Genomic DNA, 15,070 nt, shown 5'->3' with positions numbered 1-15,070 from the left:
TAAAATATGAAGAGGCCACAAAACTGCAAGTGATGCAGCGGGTAGGCTTCTCTTCCTATGTCTCGGCATGGAAGGGGCAGGCGGCCATGTATGGAATGGTACGCCATAGAAAATAATAGGATGGTTATGAATAGAGAGGGTGGAATTTTCTGCAATGAGCATCCATGATGAGCGCAACTCTTCGCCTTGGAAAAGCTACTATGGTCCCAATCTTGGTTATGTTCAGGAGCAATACGAACTGTTCCTGGCCGATCCGAATGCTGTTGAAGCATCGGTTCGCGAAATGTTTCTCGTATGGGGGGCGCCGCCTTCCACAGCAGCTGCGTTTTCGTCGGCTGCGCCGGTTTCCACTACTGGAACCGTACAGTCGGGAGCACCGCTAGCTGGCGGTCCGCTTGACAGCAATATGCTCAAGAAGGTCGTTGCCGCGCATCAGCTAATGCTGAATATTCGCAGGTACGGCCATTTAGGTGCGGATATCAACCCGCTGGGCATTAGCCAATCGGCTGACACGAAGCTGCTAGACCCTGAGACCTTCGGATTGACGAAAGAGGATCTGCTATCCATTCCAGCGTCCCTGATCTGGGACAACGCGCCGGAGTCCATTGGCAATGGTTGGGATGCCATCGTGCGGCTCAGAGAAATTTACACCCGTTCGGCTGCGTATGAATTTACACACATCCACGATGAGACGGAACGTTCCTGGCTTCACAAGCAAGCGGAGTCCGGTTCATTCCCTGCTCCTTTGTCTACAAGGGAGAAGGAAGCGCTGCTTGAGCGCCTCATGCAAGTGGAGCAATTCGAAAGCTTCATCCACAAAACGTTCGTCGGCCAGAAGCGCTTCTCTATCGAGGGCGTCGACATGCTTGTTCCTGTGCTGGACGAAATCGTCCGCGCTACTGCGCATGACGGTGCTCAGCATATCCTAATCGGCATGGCGCATCGCGGCCGTCTGAACGTGCTGACGCATGTGCTTGGGAAGCCGTATGAGAAGATCTTCTCCGAGTTCCATCACTCCCCTAACAAGGAGCTGGTTCCGTCCGAGGGATCGATGGGCATTAACTACGGATGGTCCGGCGACGTGAAATATCATTTGGGTGCAGACCGTGCCTTCACAGAAGGCGAGACGGTTCGCGCCAAAGTGACGCTTGCGAACAACCCGAGCCACTTGGAATTCGTTAACCCTGTTGTAGAGGGCTACACGCGTGCTGCACAGGAAGACCGCAGCAAGCCAGGCTTCCCTGAACAGGATCTGCATAGCGCTGTAACGGTATGCGTACACGGCGACGCAGCGTTCATCGGCGAGGGCATCGTAGCCGAGACACTTAACTTTAACAATCTTCAAGGCTACCGCAATGGCGGTACGCTTCACATTATTGCAAATAACCGTCTGGGCTTTACGACAAACAGCGTGGACTCCCGTTCCACTTATTATGCAAGCGACCTTGCGAAAGGCTTCGATCTGCCGATCATTCACGTGAACGCGGACGATCCTGAGGCATGTCTTGCGGCTGTGCGTCTGGCATGCGAATATCGCCTGCGCTTCCAGAAAGGCTTCGTGATCGACTTGATCGGCTACCGCCGCTTCGGCCATAACGAGATGGACGATCCAGAAGCAACTCAACCGCTGGTTTACTCCAAGGTTCGCAATCATCCGACAGTAGCAACGCTGTATGCAGAATTGCTGAAATCGGAGAAAACCGTTTCCGAAGAGCTGGCGGCTCAGCTTCGCGAGAAGACGCTCAGCGCCCTTCAAGCCGGTTATGACGCCATGAAAGCGAATGAAGGCAAGGCGCATGTTCAAGTCACGCAAGAAAACGGCGTAGTTGTATCTGAGGACGTTCGTACCGCTGTACCGATGGACACGCTTAAGGAAATCAACCTGGAGCTGCTGAACCGTCCGGAAGGCTTCACGGAGTATTCCAAGCTGCAGCGTATTCTGCAACGCCGCGCAAATAGCCTGAATGATGGCGAGAAGCTGGATTGGGCGCATGCCGAAGCATTGGCGTTCGCTACAATTCTGGCTGATGGTACGCCAATCCGTCTGAGCGGTCAGGATTCCGAGCGAGGAACGTTCGCTCATCGTCATATCATGCTGAACGACAATGCAACGGCTCAGAAGTTCACACCGCTGCATATGTTCCCGCAGGCGAAAGCTTCGTTCGCAGTTCATAACAGCCCGCTCTCCGAGACGGCTGTACTGGCATTCGAATATGGCTACAACGTATTTGCACCGGAATCATTCGTTATCTGGGAAGCACAATTCGGCGACTTCGCGAACGTTGCCCAAGTCATATTCGACCAATTCATGTCTGCCGGCCGTGCGAAGTGGTCGCAGAAATCCGGTATTGCTATATTGCTGCCGCATGGTTATGAAGGCCAGGGTCCAGAGCATTCCAGTGCACGTCTGGAGCGCTTCCTGCAATTGTCTGCTGACAATAACTGGACCGTTGCGAACCTGACCACTTCGGCGCAATACTTCCACCTGCTGCGCAGGCAAGCAGCGATGCTGGGCAGCGACAATGTGCGCCCGCTCGTATTGATGGCACCGAAGAGCCTGTTGCGTAACCCGCGTGTTGCGTCGCATGGCGTTGAATTTAGCGAAGGCTCCTTCAAGCCGGTGCTTCCGCAGTTCAGCCTGACGGAAACAAAAGCGGCAAAAGATAAAGTGAAGCGCCTGATTCTCGGAACGGGCAAAGTGATGGTCGATCTGGAGGAAGCAATGTGCTCCGGCAGCGAAGGCGAATATGCTTGGCTGCGCGTAGCTCGCGTCGAACAGCTGTATCCATTGCCGCAAGCCGAGCTTGAGCGCATCTTTGGTCAATTCAGCAAGCTTGAAGAGATCGTATGGGTTCAAGAGGAGCCTAAGAACCAAGGTTCCTGGTCTTACATGGAGCCTCGCCTTCGCGAGCTGGCGCCAGGCAAGGTGCAGGTCCGCTATATCGGACGTCCGGATCGCGCAAGTACAGCAACCGGTCACCAGGAAATTCACGTTGCAGAACAGAATATGATTATTTCTTCCGCTTTGAATGGCCAACCATTCGAATCGAGTTTGGTAAGGGGGTAGCAACAAATGGCAGATATTATTGTACCTGAACTGGGAGAATCGATTTCCGAAGGAACGATTACAAAATGGTTCGTGAAGGAAGGAGACAACGTCAATCAAGGCGATGTCCTTCTGGAACTTGAGACGGATAAAGTCAACATTGAGATTAGTGCGGACAGCAGCGGTGTCGTATCTAGCATTGGGAAAAAAGACGGCGATGTTGTACTGGTAGGCGAGGCGATCGGTTCGATCGGCGCGTCCGCCGGCGCACCGGCTGCTGCACCTGCACCAGAGGCTCCAAAAGCGGCAGAAGCGCCAGCTCCAGCGGCTTCGGCAGCACCAGCAGCCGCACCTGCGGCAACAGCTGTATCGACAGCCGCGTCGGTGAATGCGACGCCTGCAGCTCGCAAGCTGGCTCGCGAACAAGGCGTCGACCTGACGCAAGTGCAAGGCAAAGACAGCATCGGCCGTATCTATCCGGATGATGTTCGCTCGCATAACGGACAAGCTCCTGCACCTGCAGCGGCTCCTGCGCCGGCAGCTCCGGCTCCAGCGCCAGCTGCGGCAGCAACTGCCGGCGGCAAGCCTGTAGAGCGCAAGCGCATGTCCCGCCGCCGCGCGACGATTGCGAATCGTCTCGTGGAAGCACAACGCACTGCAGCTATGCTGACGACATTCAACGAAGTGGATATGACGGCGATCCTGGATCTTCGCAAGCGCCGCAAGCAATCCTTCTTCGATAAGAACGAAGTTAACCTGGGCTTCATGTCCTTCTTCACGAAGGCGGTTGTCGGCGCGCTGAAGCAGTTCCCGCTGCTTAACGCGGAGATTGACGGCGAAGATATCGTCGTGAAGAAATTCTACGATATCGGTATTGCCGTATCGGCCAAAGAAGGTCTTGTCGTTCCTGTCGTACGCGATGCGGATCGTCTGGGCTTCGCTGAAATCGAAAGAAACATCGTTGAACTGGCTAAGAAAGCACGCACAAATACACTATCCATTGGCGATCTGCAAGGCGGAAGCTTTACGATCACGAATGGCGGCGTATTCGGCTCCTTGCTGTCGACGCCAATCTTGAACACGCCTCAGGTGGGTATCCTGGGCATGCACAAAATTCAAATTCGTCCGGTTGCTATCGACAATGAGCGTATGGAAAACCGTCCGATGATGTATATCGCACTTTCCTATGACCACCGTATCGTTGACGGCAGCGAAGCTGTGCGCTTCCTCGTAGCGGTGAAGGAAATGCTGGAAGATCCGGAGCAGCTTCTGCTTCTAGGTTAAGCTATTACGATCTCTATAACGAAGCTATTGGTTGTCGTTCGACGATAACCAATAGCTTTTTTTGTCATTTTATTGACGGTGAAGCAGGAAGGAAGCGGGGGTTCGTGGAACATAAACTACCATGGATGAGATCGGATGATTCCTTCAAGGGGTGTAACGGACATGACGAAGAGAAGCAACGAATATATGCTGCGTGAAAGCAGAGAAAGATATGATGCTCTCGTTCAATATTTGCCGGATGGGATCCTTGTCCATTCCGATTGCCGAATTGTATTCGCGAATGAAGCCGCTATAAGGCTGTTAGGCGCAACCGCTGTTGATGAGCTTTTGGGACAACCGATTTTCCCGTTCATTCATCCCGAATATGCGCATCAGTTAGAGGAGAAGATTGAACAATTTCTGAAGGCAGGACGCCCTCATCGATCTGCATTCAGAAAGTTCGTGCGCTTGGATGGCGGTATCGTTAAGACTGAGGTTCATGCTGTGCCCATTACTTTCGATGGCAAGCCGGCTGTTCAGCTTATTATACGGGATATGTCCGAGTGGATTCGGATGGAGGAGACGCTGCATGAGAAGGATGATCTGTACAAAACGCTGGTGGAGCATGTGGTCGCTGGCGTCTTTGTTGAGCAGAACGGCGAATTTGTTTATCTGAATCCGTATTTGGTTAAGATGCTGGGCTACCAAGCCGAGGAGATGCTCGGCCGCAAGATTGAGGAGATCGTAGACGAGGATGAACTTCATACGCTCAGAGACAGCCATTTTTTTGTCCATGATCACGGGCAGAAGCAATTTCCATTTCGGGTCAAAGGCAAGCATAAGGACGGCAGCACGATCTACTTGGAGGGCAATAGCTCCATTATTACCTTTGACGGTCAGGAGGCTCTGCTTGGCACGGTCCAGGATGTCACGATGAAGTATGAGCGGGAGCAGTTGCTCTTGCAAAACGCTAAGCTGTATCAACGTATTATGATGTGCATGCCGGAACCGATCGTTATTACGCATAACGAGAGAGTGCTCTATGTGAACCGCCATGCCATGGAGCTGGTCGGCGTCACGGATGATTCTTGTATTGTTGGCCGGAATCTATTTGATTATATCCACGAGAATGATCGGGAGCATGTGAGGGGGAAGCTGTCATGGACGATCTCAATGGATGAGCCGACCTCGTTCTCGGAGGCTAGGATTGTGTTGTCCGGCGGACGTGTGCTGGAGGTAGAGGCCTCCAATATCAGCATCGATAATTACATGGGCAAGAGGGTCGTGCTGAGCGTCATCCGCGATTTGACTGAGCGCAAGCGGTCGGAGGAGCGAATGCTTCGCTCCGAGAAGTTGTCTGTCATCGGACAACTCGCGGCAGGCGTAGCCCATGAGATTCGCAATCCGTTAACCGCGCTGAAGGGCTTCACTCAGCTGCTGCGGACCAAATATCGGGATGAAACGACGTACTTTCAGATCATGGAAGGCGAATTGGACCGTATTAATTTGATCGTAAACGAGTTTATGACGCTGGCGAAGCCCCATCTTTCTCCCTTCCAGCCAGGCAATATGGATGCTATTCTCCAGAGCGTCGTCTCGATTCTGGATACACAGGCCATTCTGATGAATGTAGAGATTATCTATCGGCTGCAAGGGGAGCTGCCCCTTACGAACTGCAATGAGAACCAATTAAAGCAAGTATTCGTCAATGTCATCAAAAACGCGGTAGAAGCGATGCCAGATGGCGGCAAGGTGATGATTACGGCCCAGACCATGGAGACGCTTAACGGATCCAGCATACATATTCAAGTGAAAGATGAGGGACAAGGGATACCGCAGGAGCTGATCAGGCGGCTGGGAGAGCCCTTTGTCACGACCAAGGAAAAAGGAACGGGCCTTGGCCTAATGGTGAGCACCCGCATATTAGAAGCGCATCATGGCACGATGCATATCCAGAGCGCTCCGAATGAAGGAACGACCGTGGATATTTCGCTGCCTGTTCTTTGATCCCATATAAAGACCGATTATCATAATAGGGTAAAAAAAGGACAGAGGAGCGTGAAAGAGGATGACGACGCAAAAGGGAAAACTGGGGACAAGCACGATTACGCAGATTGGTCTGCTGGTGCATGATATCGAAGCAACATCACAAGCTTATGCCCATTTCTTCGGCCTGGAGAAACCGGAATGGTTTTGGACGGACACGGTGGATAAAGCGCAGACGGCATACAAGGGAGAGTCAAGCGAGGCGCGGGCTAAGCTGGCCTTTTTCGATATGGGTTCTCTGCAGCTGGAATTGATTGAGCCGGATCGCCATCCCAGCACATGGCGCGAGCATCTTGATGCGCACGGCGAAGGCGTCCATCACATCGCGTTGATCATCGAAGGGATGAAGGAGAAGATTACCGTCATGGAAGGACAGGGAATGAAGCTGGTCCAAAAGGGTGAATATACGGGCGGACGGTATGCGTATATGGATACGTTTCATGAGCTTAAGGTTATGCTGGAGCTGCTGGAAAATGACCCTTCATAACATGAGAATGGTATGACAGGCCGAGGCTGATTGTGTGTGGCTTTATAGCTAAAGTTTTAATATAAGAAAACGCCATTCCAGGATCAATCGGTCATTGTGAATGGCGTTTTTCATATTGAAGGTTGTGCATTGCGCATGTGTAGAGTTTCCGGCATGCGGTGGTGACGGCATGTCAAGGCTCTGGGCGTCCGATCACTATGATATGCGCAACGCCGCATACGTATTTTTCAGCATTTGAGGGCCTGCCATGTTAGCTGCTACGGAGAACCACTCGGAATGCGTCAAGATTTTGCCTATTAGATAAAAAGCAATTCCCCCGATCAATTCAAAGGCAATGAATTCCTTCCACTTCCATGCAGGTACAACATAGACAATAAAAACGTCCTTATTTCCTGTTCCCAAGCGTCCCTTCAACCGTAAGCCCTCCTGCCGCAACCCTACAGAGTTCCATACTCAATAGCGTATGCGCGGCGGCTTTTCCAACATTCGCATTAACTAGCCTGCAGAACGTCCTGCAAGATGTCCAGCATCGTATCGATATGGGATTTTTGGACGATAAGCGCCGGCATCAGGCGAATGGTATGGGCATTCGGCGCATTCACGAGAAGCCCTTTCTCTCTGCACTTCTCTACCAGGGAAGGAGCATCCGGCACATCAAAGGCGAGCAGAAGGCCGAGGCCCCGTACATTCGCAATCGGCAAGGAAGCGGACAAGCGCTTCAGTCCTTCCGTCAAATAGTGGCCCTGCTTCTGTGCTTGATCGGCAAGATCAAGACGGAGCAGCTCGCGCACCACCGCCAGGCCTGCTGCCATTGCAAGAGGCTGGCCGATATAGGTGCCGCCTTGGTCGCCGGGCTGGAACAGGTCGTATTGCTCTTTCGTCAGCATAGCCGACAACGGGAAGCCGCCGCCGATTCCTTTGCCCAGCGTAAGAATATCCGGCCCAATGCCGTAGTGCTGGTAGGCGAACATTTTGCCTGTACGGCCAAGGCCAGTCTGGATTTCATCGAAAATAAGCAGAATGCCATACATGTCGCAAATTTTGCGTAGACCGTACAGATATGCTTCACTGACGGCATGGACGCCGCCTTCTCCTTGCACAAGCTCTACCATAATGGCACAGGTCTGGTTCGAAACCGCGGCGAAGCAAGCGTCGAGGTCATTGATCGGCACATGCACGAATCCGTCCACCTTCGGTGCGAAAAGCGGCTTCCATTGCGGTTTGCCCGTTGCAGACATCATCGCCAGCGTGCGTCCGTGAAAGCTGTTCGTAAGCGTGATGACCTCATAAGCGCCATTGAGGTTCAATGCTCCATGCTTGCGGGCAAGCTTAATCGCGCTTTCGTTCGCTTCCGCCCCTGTGCTGGTGAAAAACACTTTATCCATGCCGCTGACGCTGGTCAGCAGCTCGGCGAACTGGATCTGTGGTTCATTGTAAAAGGCGGGGCTGGCATGGACCAGCTTGGAAGCCTGCTCAGCAAGTGCTTGCTGAAGGACAACAGGCGAGTGGCCAAGGCTATTGACCGCCCAGCCGCCGATAAAGTCCAGATAGCTGTTCCCCTCCGTATCGTATAGCATCATGCCTTCGCCCCGGGCCATGACGATATCCGGTCGAATGGCAGTATGCAGCACATGCTTTTTGGCAAGGTCAATAGGTGTTGGTATATGGGTAACGGTATGTGTGTCTTTTTCCATAGATGAAACTTGCATGAGATTGGACATGAAATCCCTCCGTTCAAAACTTAATACTGTATAAATATACATCATAACGAATTAATATTCAATACGCGAATGAACGATTTGTTATTTCGGCATCGCCCATTGTTTTGAAAAATAAAGCTATACTTTTCTGGGAATATAGGGTATTATCTTTATACCATAAAAGGGCGCTTAAACTCCTTATATATCAAGGGTTCAGCGCTCTTTTTATCTTCAATGGTCACATTTTGATCACGAAATTCTGATTTTCCACAGTTTTTAGCAAATCCCCAAACTTTTTCGAGGTGTCTTTTTTCACTGTTCTGGTCACATGTAAGTAGACCGATTTTGTTGTTGAATCATCAACATGACCTAGACGATCCATAATGTCGTGTAGATTTGCGCCGGCCTCCGCCAGGAGACTTGTATGAGTATGTCTTAGCGAATGAGGGGTTAGGTTTTCATTCAGGCCAGCGATTTTTAACAGTCGTTTCATTCTTGTCTGATAATGCAGGAGTGTCATTGGATAACCTGGATGTTTGTGCTTGTTGGCCATTATGTAACCCTTACTGTAGTAACGGTCACGATGAAGCATCATAAATTCTTTGTTCTTATGAATGTAACTTTTTAATACTGTAGTGATCATAGGATCTACATCAATCACACGAACAGAAGTTTTAGTTTTAGGGGTATGCAGTTCATACTTTAACATGTTGTTATTGGGACTGTAATAAGTCTTGGTAATGCTAATGATGTTTTCGGCGAAATCTATGTCAGATTCTCTTAAAGGAATAAATTCCCCGATTCTCATTCCCGTGTATGCCAAGGTCAAGAATGTCTCATAATCTCCGTCAAGACCATGTTTGAGGGCGGTATTCAGAAATAGAGCTAATTCTTCCTTTTCTAAATATCCCGGAAGTTCAACCTTGTTTTCAAGATCATCTACAGTCAACACCTCTTTAGGGACTGAGGCGAATTCGGTTGGATCAGTTTTAATGACTTCCAATTCAATGGCACGTCTAAATATCATTTGTGCGACACTGTGTGTTGAAATAATCGTATTATCTGCGTTTTCTTCTTGTTCTTTCATATTAATTAAAGCCTCTTGATACATGAATGTCGTGATATTATTAATCTGAATAGCATCAAAGTATTTTTTTAACCTCTTTATCGCCTTTCTCCTCGAATCGACAGTGCTACCCTTTACACCTGATACTTTTGCATAGTGTCCTAGCCAAACGTCACAGAATTCCCCAAAACTGACTTTACTATTAACAATGAATGTTCCTGTGGTTAGCTGATGGTAAAGCGCGTTAGCCGCCGTCTGAGCCTCTTTCTTGTTCTTGTATCCCCCTACGCCTAGCCTGTTTACGTTTGCCCGTTACAGGGTCACGTGGGAGGTCTAGCACGAAGTAATAGGTTCCCGTCTTGTCGTCTTTCTTGATTGATGCCATAGTATACCTCCTACTATGATCTAGTACATCCCATTATGACGGTACAAGGAGAAATAGAAAAGCCCCCATGTGGGGGGCCTGTAAGCAATTATGACCTCATGGACTGTTAGGGCATCTTGTTATTTTACAGTCATTTTCTTAATCTCTTCTATTTCACTATAATAGCTGGTCAGAAATGTTCTTGCCAACGAACTATTTAACCGAAGTACAGACTTCGAATCCATTTTCTCATAGAGACTTTCCATAGATTGTATTAGTAAACTGTGTAATTCACTGATTCCTTTGTTATGCCCATACTGGTTCGACAACAATTTTGCATCATTTATATACTCCTCAAGTTTTCCTTTACCCAGAACAAAATTAACAGGGGGAAGTTTTGTTCTATCGATTTCGTAATCCACAAATTCCTTATATATAACTTCATACTCTGCTAGAAGAATTTTTATATCTTCTTGATATTTCTCAAGTTCTCGAGCAGCCTCAACCTTTTTCAGGCCGTCTTGCGATTGATTTAATAATATTTTTGCATTTTCTTCTTGTGGTGATTCGATTAATGCTATCTCAAACATTCTAACAGCTTCTTCGTAGTTCTTTGCTATTAACGCATCTTTTCCTTTCCGCATACTATTTTCAAATGGGTCTGGTTTACTACATGCCGAAAGTAAGATTGATAATATGATAAGGGTCTTCAGAATTTTCATAATATGGATTCGCTCCGATTTAAAATTATATATTTCGGTGGGGACATAGTTCTCAATTCTCAACAAGGTAGACTATAATGCCAATACAAGTTTTAGATTCAATTAATAATTATTTGAAGTGAGGAAATATTTATCATCCACAAATAGTATAAGACAAGAAAGATCATAGTAAAAGCAGAATCTGATGAATTTCCTCTTTTTTAGTCATTTATAGAATATATTAACCACCAAGTAGTACATGCTTTATTTGCTAATTTCCTGTACAGAGTCGCTTGAGAGGTCTATCACGAAATATTAAGTCCACATTTAATTGTCTTTTTAAACGAAAGTCAAAAGCCCTCTCCGGATTATTTGGTTAGCTCTATTATGATATGGGTGGGAAATAGGGATGTTAGTTCGCAAAGAAAAAGTTGAAAATTGTAAGTTTTGGATGATAGATATGGTAATATAGTCCCATGGAATAAATGAGAATAAACATAAGGAGTGTATGATTCTGGCTTACAAATTGTTAGACATTTATAAAAGAGAGCTAAGCTTAAGGGTAGTATTCTTTAAGCATTTTAATTGGAAACAAGTTGCGTTTCATCTTACCTGTATCTTTATTCTTATTGTGCTATCATTTACTATTTCATGGCTTTCAGGCAACCCAGTTTCCCTATCAATCATGCTATTATCAGTACTAGTTATGCCAAATTTATTTAAAAGAACTGAGGAAGAAAGAACAAGAATTTATAACCAATTTCATTATGGACTTAATTACTATGAGTTACGAATGAGAAGACTAAGGAAATTTCTAAAGGATGAGGGGATTGATTTTTCAAAAGAAAAAATAGCAGCACTGATAACTTTGATTGATAAGCAAGCTGATGAACATAAAATACCGTTTCTAGTAGGTCGAGGGGTTTTAGCTGCCATACTCATTCCTATTTGGGTACAAGGAATCTCATGGGTTTTAAATAAACAAATTACTAGAATTGAAGAGGCTGTAGTTTTTATTGTAATTCTCCTAGCTATAATTTTTTTAATTTGGATGGTTATAACCGCATGGAAGAAGATCATTTACGATGAAATAATTAATAGTGACTATAATAGGCTAAAGTTGATGTCAAGTGATCTACGGGAATTAGTGTTTAAAATGCAGTAAAGAATTAAATCTAAAATAGTAGAGGAGAGATAAACCATGGCTACACCTTCAAAATCTAAGGTGTTTGAGGATTGGATGGAGTGGCTAAATCGTAGGGGATTGGATTGGGGAGAACCCTGTTGTTGGGCATGTGGTCGTCACTGGGGTGAAAAGTACTGTATAGATAACCCCCAGGCCAGCAGGGAGGAAATCATAGATAATTGGAACAATGTTCCCCTTCAAATATGCCACATCATTCCTCGACAGTTTGGCGGTGAAGATGATCCGATTAATTTATTTCTAATGTGTAGTGACTGCCACGATAAAGCTCCGAACACAAGGTCCAGAGAAGCTTTTTTAGAGTGGGTTGAGAAACAGGATTACTATGCTGATTTGGGTGAAAGGCTCGAAAGAGAGTTGAAGAACTTTGGGCTGGATGCACGTCTGGAGGAAGTAAATGCAATCATGGTGGATGAGCAACTCAAGAAAGAACTATTGCGTAGTGTAGGATTGCATATGAATCAGGCTAGGGGCGGTTCACAAATAACTCTATCTAGTATAGTGGCGGTATTAGCAGAGAAACTAAATAGTAAATTGACTGAATACTAAAATTAATGGTATATAAACTGATTAACCTTGATTTTAATAAAAGGGGATGGAAAAGTGGAATACATTTCAGATCTAGATAAAAAATTAAAGAATATACCTAAACCACGCATTATTCCAGCAATATGTAGCTGGTCAGATTTGTTGGGATTTGGAAGTAACTTTACAGATAATAACTGGAATCTCAATCATAAGCAGTGGAAAGATATAATTCAAAGGCTAGTACTTATACAATCAATTTTAGCGCGCAATTTATGGCCTTCTCAAGAATTTGCTCTAGTACTTAATGACGGCATTGCTAGATCATTTCTATTGGATCATGGTGTAGGTCACATTCAATATTTGAGTTTATGGTTACGTAGTTGTATCTATTTTCATAATGAGGTAATTCAGAACGAGAGAAAACGAGGATTGCCTGGTCTTAGAACAGTTATTGCTGCTGGGGAAAGAGCTGTGCATAATTGGGAGGAAGTGAAAGCTAGCGACTTTGTTTTCAACTATACTAAATCAGATCCAAGTGGTTTGTCTTCCTATGAAATTTCGGGCGATAACCCGACAATACTTACTAATCCAGGACCATTACAAATGAATACCGCTTTTTCAAAAGCTTTTATTATTGATGAGGCTGGATCAAGGTTTGGTGTAGGTGGAGCAAATTTTTATATCGATGAATCCTTTCTGGATTTATTGAAGGAGCTATCAGTTACTTCTAGTTTCTGTGAAGGGTATATTTGGGAGGAAAGGGATGACAGTTTCATTTTTGCCATACCAAAACAAAGTGATAGGGACTATTTTCATTTAGGATTTGAATTAGAAGCGCCATTAATAGATTTAAAGACAAAAGCGTTTAGTTCACAGGTTTATAAAGTTAAAGCGTTTTTTCCTCATGATGAAGACCCAAGAGAATTCAGCATTCCTATTGAATCTATTTAAATTCGTTATGTGTTGTTCTCATAATAAGAATGAGAAGTAGCTCAACTCACATGTGCTACTTCGTATTTTCTTGAGCCTTATTTGCCAGCTATAAATCTGATGCTGCGTTATTACCCCTTCGATAGTGTAAATTATAGCGGAATAAATAATTCTATTTTTTCATCGGTTAGTTCAAATGAATCAACTAAAATGCAGTACTTTATTGCAATAGATTGTAAGGAAAGATAGAAAGCTATCTTTTCCTTATAGCTTAGGTCATGAACAATCATGACAATAAAATAGTTGAAGATAGTTTCAAGTTTTCCAAGATTTTTGATAGTGCTGGCCATCTTTCCATCAAATTTGTTTGCATTTATTACTCTGCTCTGATCAAACCAGTCAATAAAGAGATTCTCAATAGATTTATGCAGGTTAATACGGTTAGAATCATTCATGATATTCTCGAATAGCCGAGTAATATGTCCAACAATTTTTTGTTCTTTGTCAAGTTCCTGATTTCTATAATCGGGAACGAAAGACGTTACGAATTTGTAATAGTCTTCATTTAAAGCCCAGGCTACTACAATCAATGTTTCTTTGAAGTGCTTGGGATGAAACTCTTTTGTCATTTTTTCTAAAGTGCTTTTGTCTAACCGAGTCTTATCTGCCATTGCGTTAAGTCCAAACTTCAATATACTATTCTTGTAATACTGGCTATTTTGCACGATTCATTTCCACACTCTCCCATGATTAGATATAAGTATGTAATCGGCAGGTACATGGAAAATGTAAAGAACTAATGAATCATGTCTTATTACTCCAATTACTTTCCCCCACAATTGGGGAAAACCTCAAAAAAAGAATCGGTAGCCAAGAATGATCTGAGCTGCCGATTCCAGTTATTGTTGAGCCTGTAGGATGAACGCTACGAGCTGATTCATTTTCTCATCAAGATCTAGTTCTGAGAAATGAAAATCATTCCATAAGCCAGTAACTTCTCGGGCTACCTTGACCTTATCCACGTCCGATACGCTTCTTACAACTGCATCAGCATATTCGATTGTATCAGTTGGTCTGGTGTAAAGTCCGGCGAAAAATTGGTCGAAGGAGTCATTTGGCCCAAAAGTTTGATCGTTTAAAGAAGCAGGGTCGGGATTTGGGAGTTTGACGCGCTTACCCTCATAATTAATATACTGCCGGACAATAAGTTTTGTGAAAACCTCAACCATCAAGTCATGGGGCACATAGTTCTCTATTTCACGTCCCTCGGATATCCAGAGCGATACATAGCGTGAAAGCTCTGGTATTTGTTCGAGACGTTCCTTAATTCTAAGTACACGTGGTTTCAACGTCACTCGCTTTCCACCAAGGTCGCTGTCACACACTATAACGGAGTAACGACTTGTCCTCAGAATATCAATAAAGCTGTCAATATGGTCATCCTGATTTTCGTCATCTTCCGAGAGCAACCGGTAGTGATCGAGTAAAGCGCCACCATAATACACGAAACTGTAATCTTTGCCTTCTATAAAACGAATGTTGTTTTGAGAGGCTTTTAATTCCAGCCACTTCTTGATATAAATTTTGTCGCTCGGCCCTTCCACCCATATGACTACGTTGGATTGGAGTAGTTGAGATGGCTTCATTCCCAATTCATCCAGCACATAGCTTAGATCACCTAGTGGTCACAAACTTAGTCATACAGATCGGAAGCATTATACAAAATACTAATAAT

14 protein-coding genes are annotated in these 15,070 nt (G+C 45.7%); 7 read left to right on the top strand and 7 right to left on the bottom strand.

All coding sequences use genetic code 11. The annotated features are described in order from the left end of the window. Positions 1-154 precede the first annotated feature (154 nt). The 4 genes from D3P07_RS03910 (at position 155) to D3P07_RS03895 (ending at position 6,842) form a co-directional block, all read left to right on the top strand. A complete protein-coding gene (locus tag D3P07_RS03910) occupies positions 155-3,067 on the top strand; it encodes a 2-oxoglutarate dehydrogenase E1 component (protein ID WP_119798756.1) in 2,913 nt (970 codons plus the stop codon). 6 nt (positions 3,068-3,073) lie between these two features. Further along, complete coding sequence (gene odhB, locus D3P07_RS03905; protein WP_119798755.1) at positions 3,074-4,330, top strand: 2-oxoglutarate dehydrogenase complex dihydrolipoyllysine-residue succinyltransferase; 1,257 nt, start codon at positions 3,074-3,076, stop codon at positions 4,328-4,330. Between the two features lie 162 nt (positions 4,331-4,492). Beyond that, positions 4,493-6,316, top strand: a complete 1,824-nt coding sequence (locus tag D3P07_RS03900) for a PAS domain S-box protein (protein WP_182914168.1) — start codon at positions 4,493-4,495, stop codon at positions 6,314-6,316. Positions 6,317-6,377: 61 nt separating this feature from the next. Further along, on the top strand, positions 6,378-6,842 hold the full coding sequence (locus D3P07_RS03895; protein WP_119798753.1) for a VOC family protein: 465 nt from the start codon (positions 6,378-6,380) through the stop codon (positions 6,840-6,842). Between the two features lie 195 nt (positions 6,843-7,037). Here D3P07_RS03895 and D3P07_RS03890 read toward each other — a convergent pair whose 3' ends face one another. The 5 genes from D3P07_RS03890 to D3P07_RS03875 form a co-directional block, all read right to left on the bottom strand. Further along, entirely contained in the window at positions 7,038-7,256 is a 219-nt protein-coding gene (locus D3P07_RS03890; RefSeq protein ID WP_119798752.1) for a hypothetical protein, read from the bottom strand. A gap of 77 nt (positions 7,257-7,333) precedes the next feature. After that, the gene (locus D3P07_RS03885; protein WP_259391328.1) at positions 7,334-8,563 is read right to left on the bottom strand and encodes an aspartate aminotransferase family protein; all 1,230 of its coding nucleotides are present in this window, start codon (positions 8,561-8,563) and stop codon (positions 7,334-7,336) included. 217 nt (positions 8,564-8,780) lie between these two features. Beyond that, the gene (locus tag D3P07_RS03880) at positions 8,781-9,818 is read right to left on the bottom strand and encodes a tyrosine-type recombinase/integrase (protein ID WP_259391362.1); all 1,038 of its coding nucleotides are present in this window, start codon (positions 9,816-9,818) and stop codon (positions 8,781-8,783) included. Positions 9,819-9,852: 34 nt separating this feature from the next. Next, positions 9,853-9,993, bottom strand: a complete 141-nt coding sequence (locus D3P07_RS27285; RefSeq protein ID WP_220482009.1) for an Arm DNA-binding domain-containing protein — start codon at positions 9,991-9,993, stop codon at positions 9,853-9,855. A 119-nt stretch (positions 9,994-10,112) separates the two neighbouring features. Continuing rightward, on the bottom strand, positions 10,113-10,694 hold the full coding sequence (locus tag D3P07_RS03875) for a hypothetical protein (protein ID WP_119798751.1): 582 nt from the start codon (positions 10,692-10,694) through the stop codon (positions 10,113-10,115). A gap of 487 nt (positions 10,695-11,181) precedes the next feature. Between D3P07_RS03875 and D3P07_RS03870 the strand changes: the two genes are divergently transcribed. Genes D3P07_RS03870 through D3P07_RS03860 form a run of 3 tightly spaced genes read left to right on the top strand, consistent with a single transcriptional unit; the run spans position 11,182 to position 13,356 of the window. Next, positions 11,182-11,838 (top strand): hypothetical protein, encoded by a 657-nt coding sequence (locus tag D3P07_RS03870; protein WP_119798750.1) that lies wholly within the window; start codon positions 11,182-11,184, stop codon positions 11,836-11,838. Between the two features lie 36 nt (positions 11,839-11,874). Further along, positions 11,875-12,426: an HNH endonuclease gene (locus D3P07_RS03865; protein WP_119798749.1), complete on the top strand. Its 552-nt coding sequence runs from the start codon at positions 11,875-11,877 to the stop codon at positions 12,424-12,426. A 54-nt stretch (positions 12,427-12,480) separates the two neighbouring features. Continuing rightward, positions 12,481-13,356: a hypothetical protein gene (locus tag D3P07_RS03860; RefSeq protein WP_119798748.1), complete on the top strand. Its 876-nt coding sequence runs from the start codon at positions 12,481-12,483 to the stop codon at positions 13,354-13,356. 131 nt (positions 13,357-13,487) lie between these two features. Here D3P07_RS03860 and D3P07_RS03855 read toward each other — a convergent pair whose 3' ends face one another. After that, positions 13,488-14,060 carry a hypothetical protein gene (locus tag D3P07_RS03855; protein WP_119798747.1) on the bottom strand — a complete coding sequence of 191 codons (573 nt, stop codon included), beginning with the start codon at positions 14,058-14,060 and terminating at the stop codon, positions 13,488-13,490. Positions 14,061-14,234: 174 nt separating this feature from the next. Next, positions 14,235-14,999, bottom strand: coding sequence for an OLD family protein (locus D3P07_RS03850; protein WP_147384473.1), 765 nt, complete (start codon positions 14,997-14,999; stop codon positions 14,235-14,237). Positions 15,000-15,070: the final 71 nt, after the last annotated feature.

This window comes from Paenibacillus sp. 1011MAR3C5 (genome assembly GCF_003591485.1).
In the GTDB taxonomy this organism is placed as follows: domain Bacteria; phylum Bacillota; class Bacilli; order Paenibacillales; family Paenibacillaceae; genus Pristimantibacillus.
Note: the sequence above shows the minus strand (reverse complement) of the source record. Positions and strands in the feature narration are given on the sequence as shown.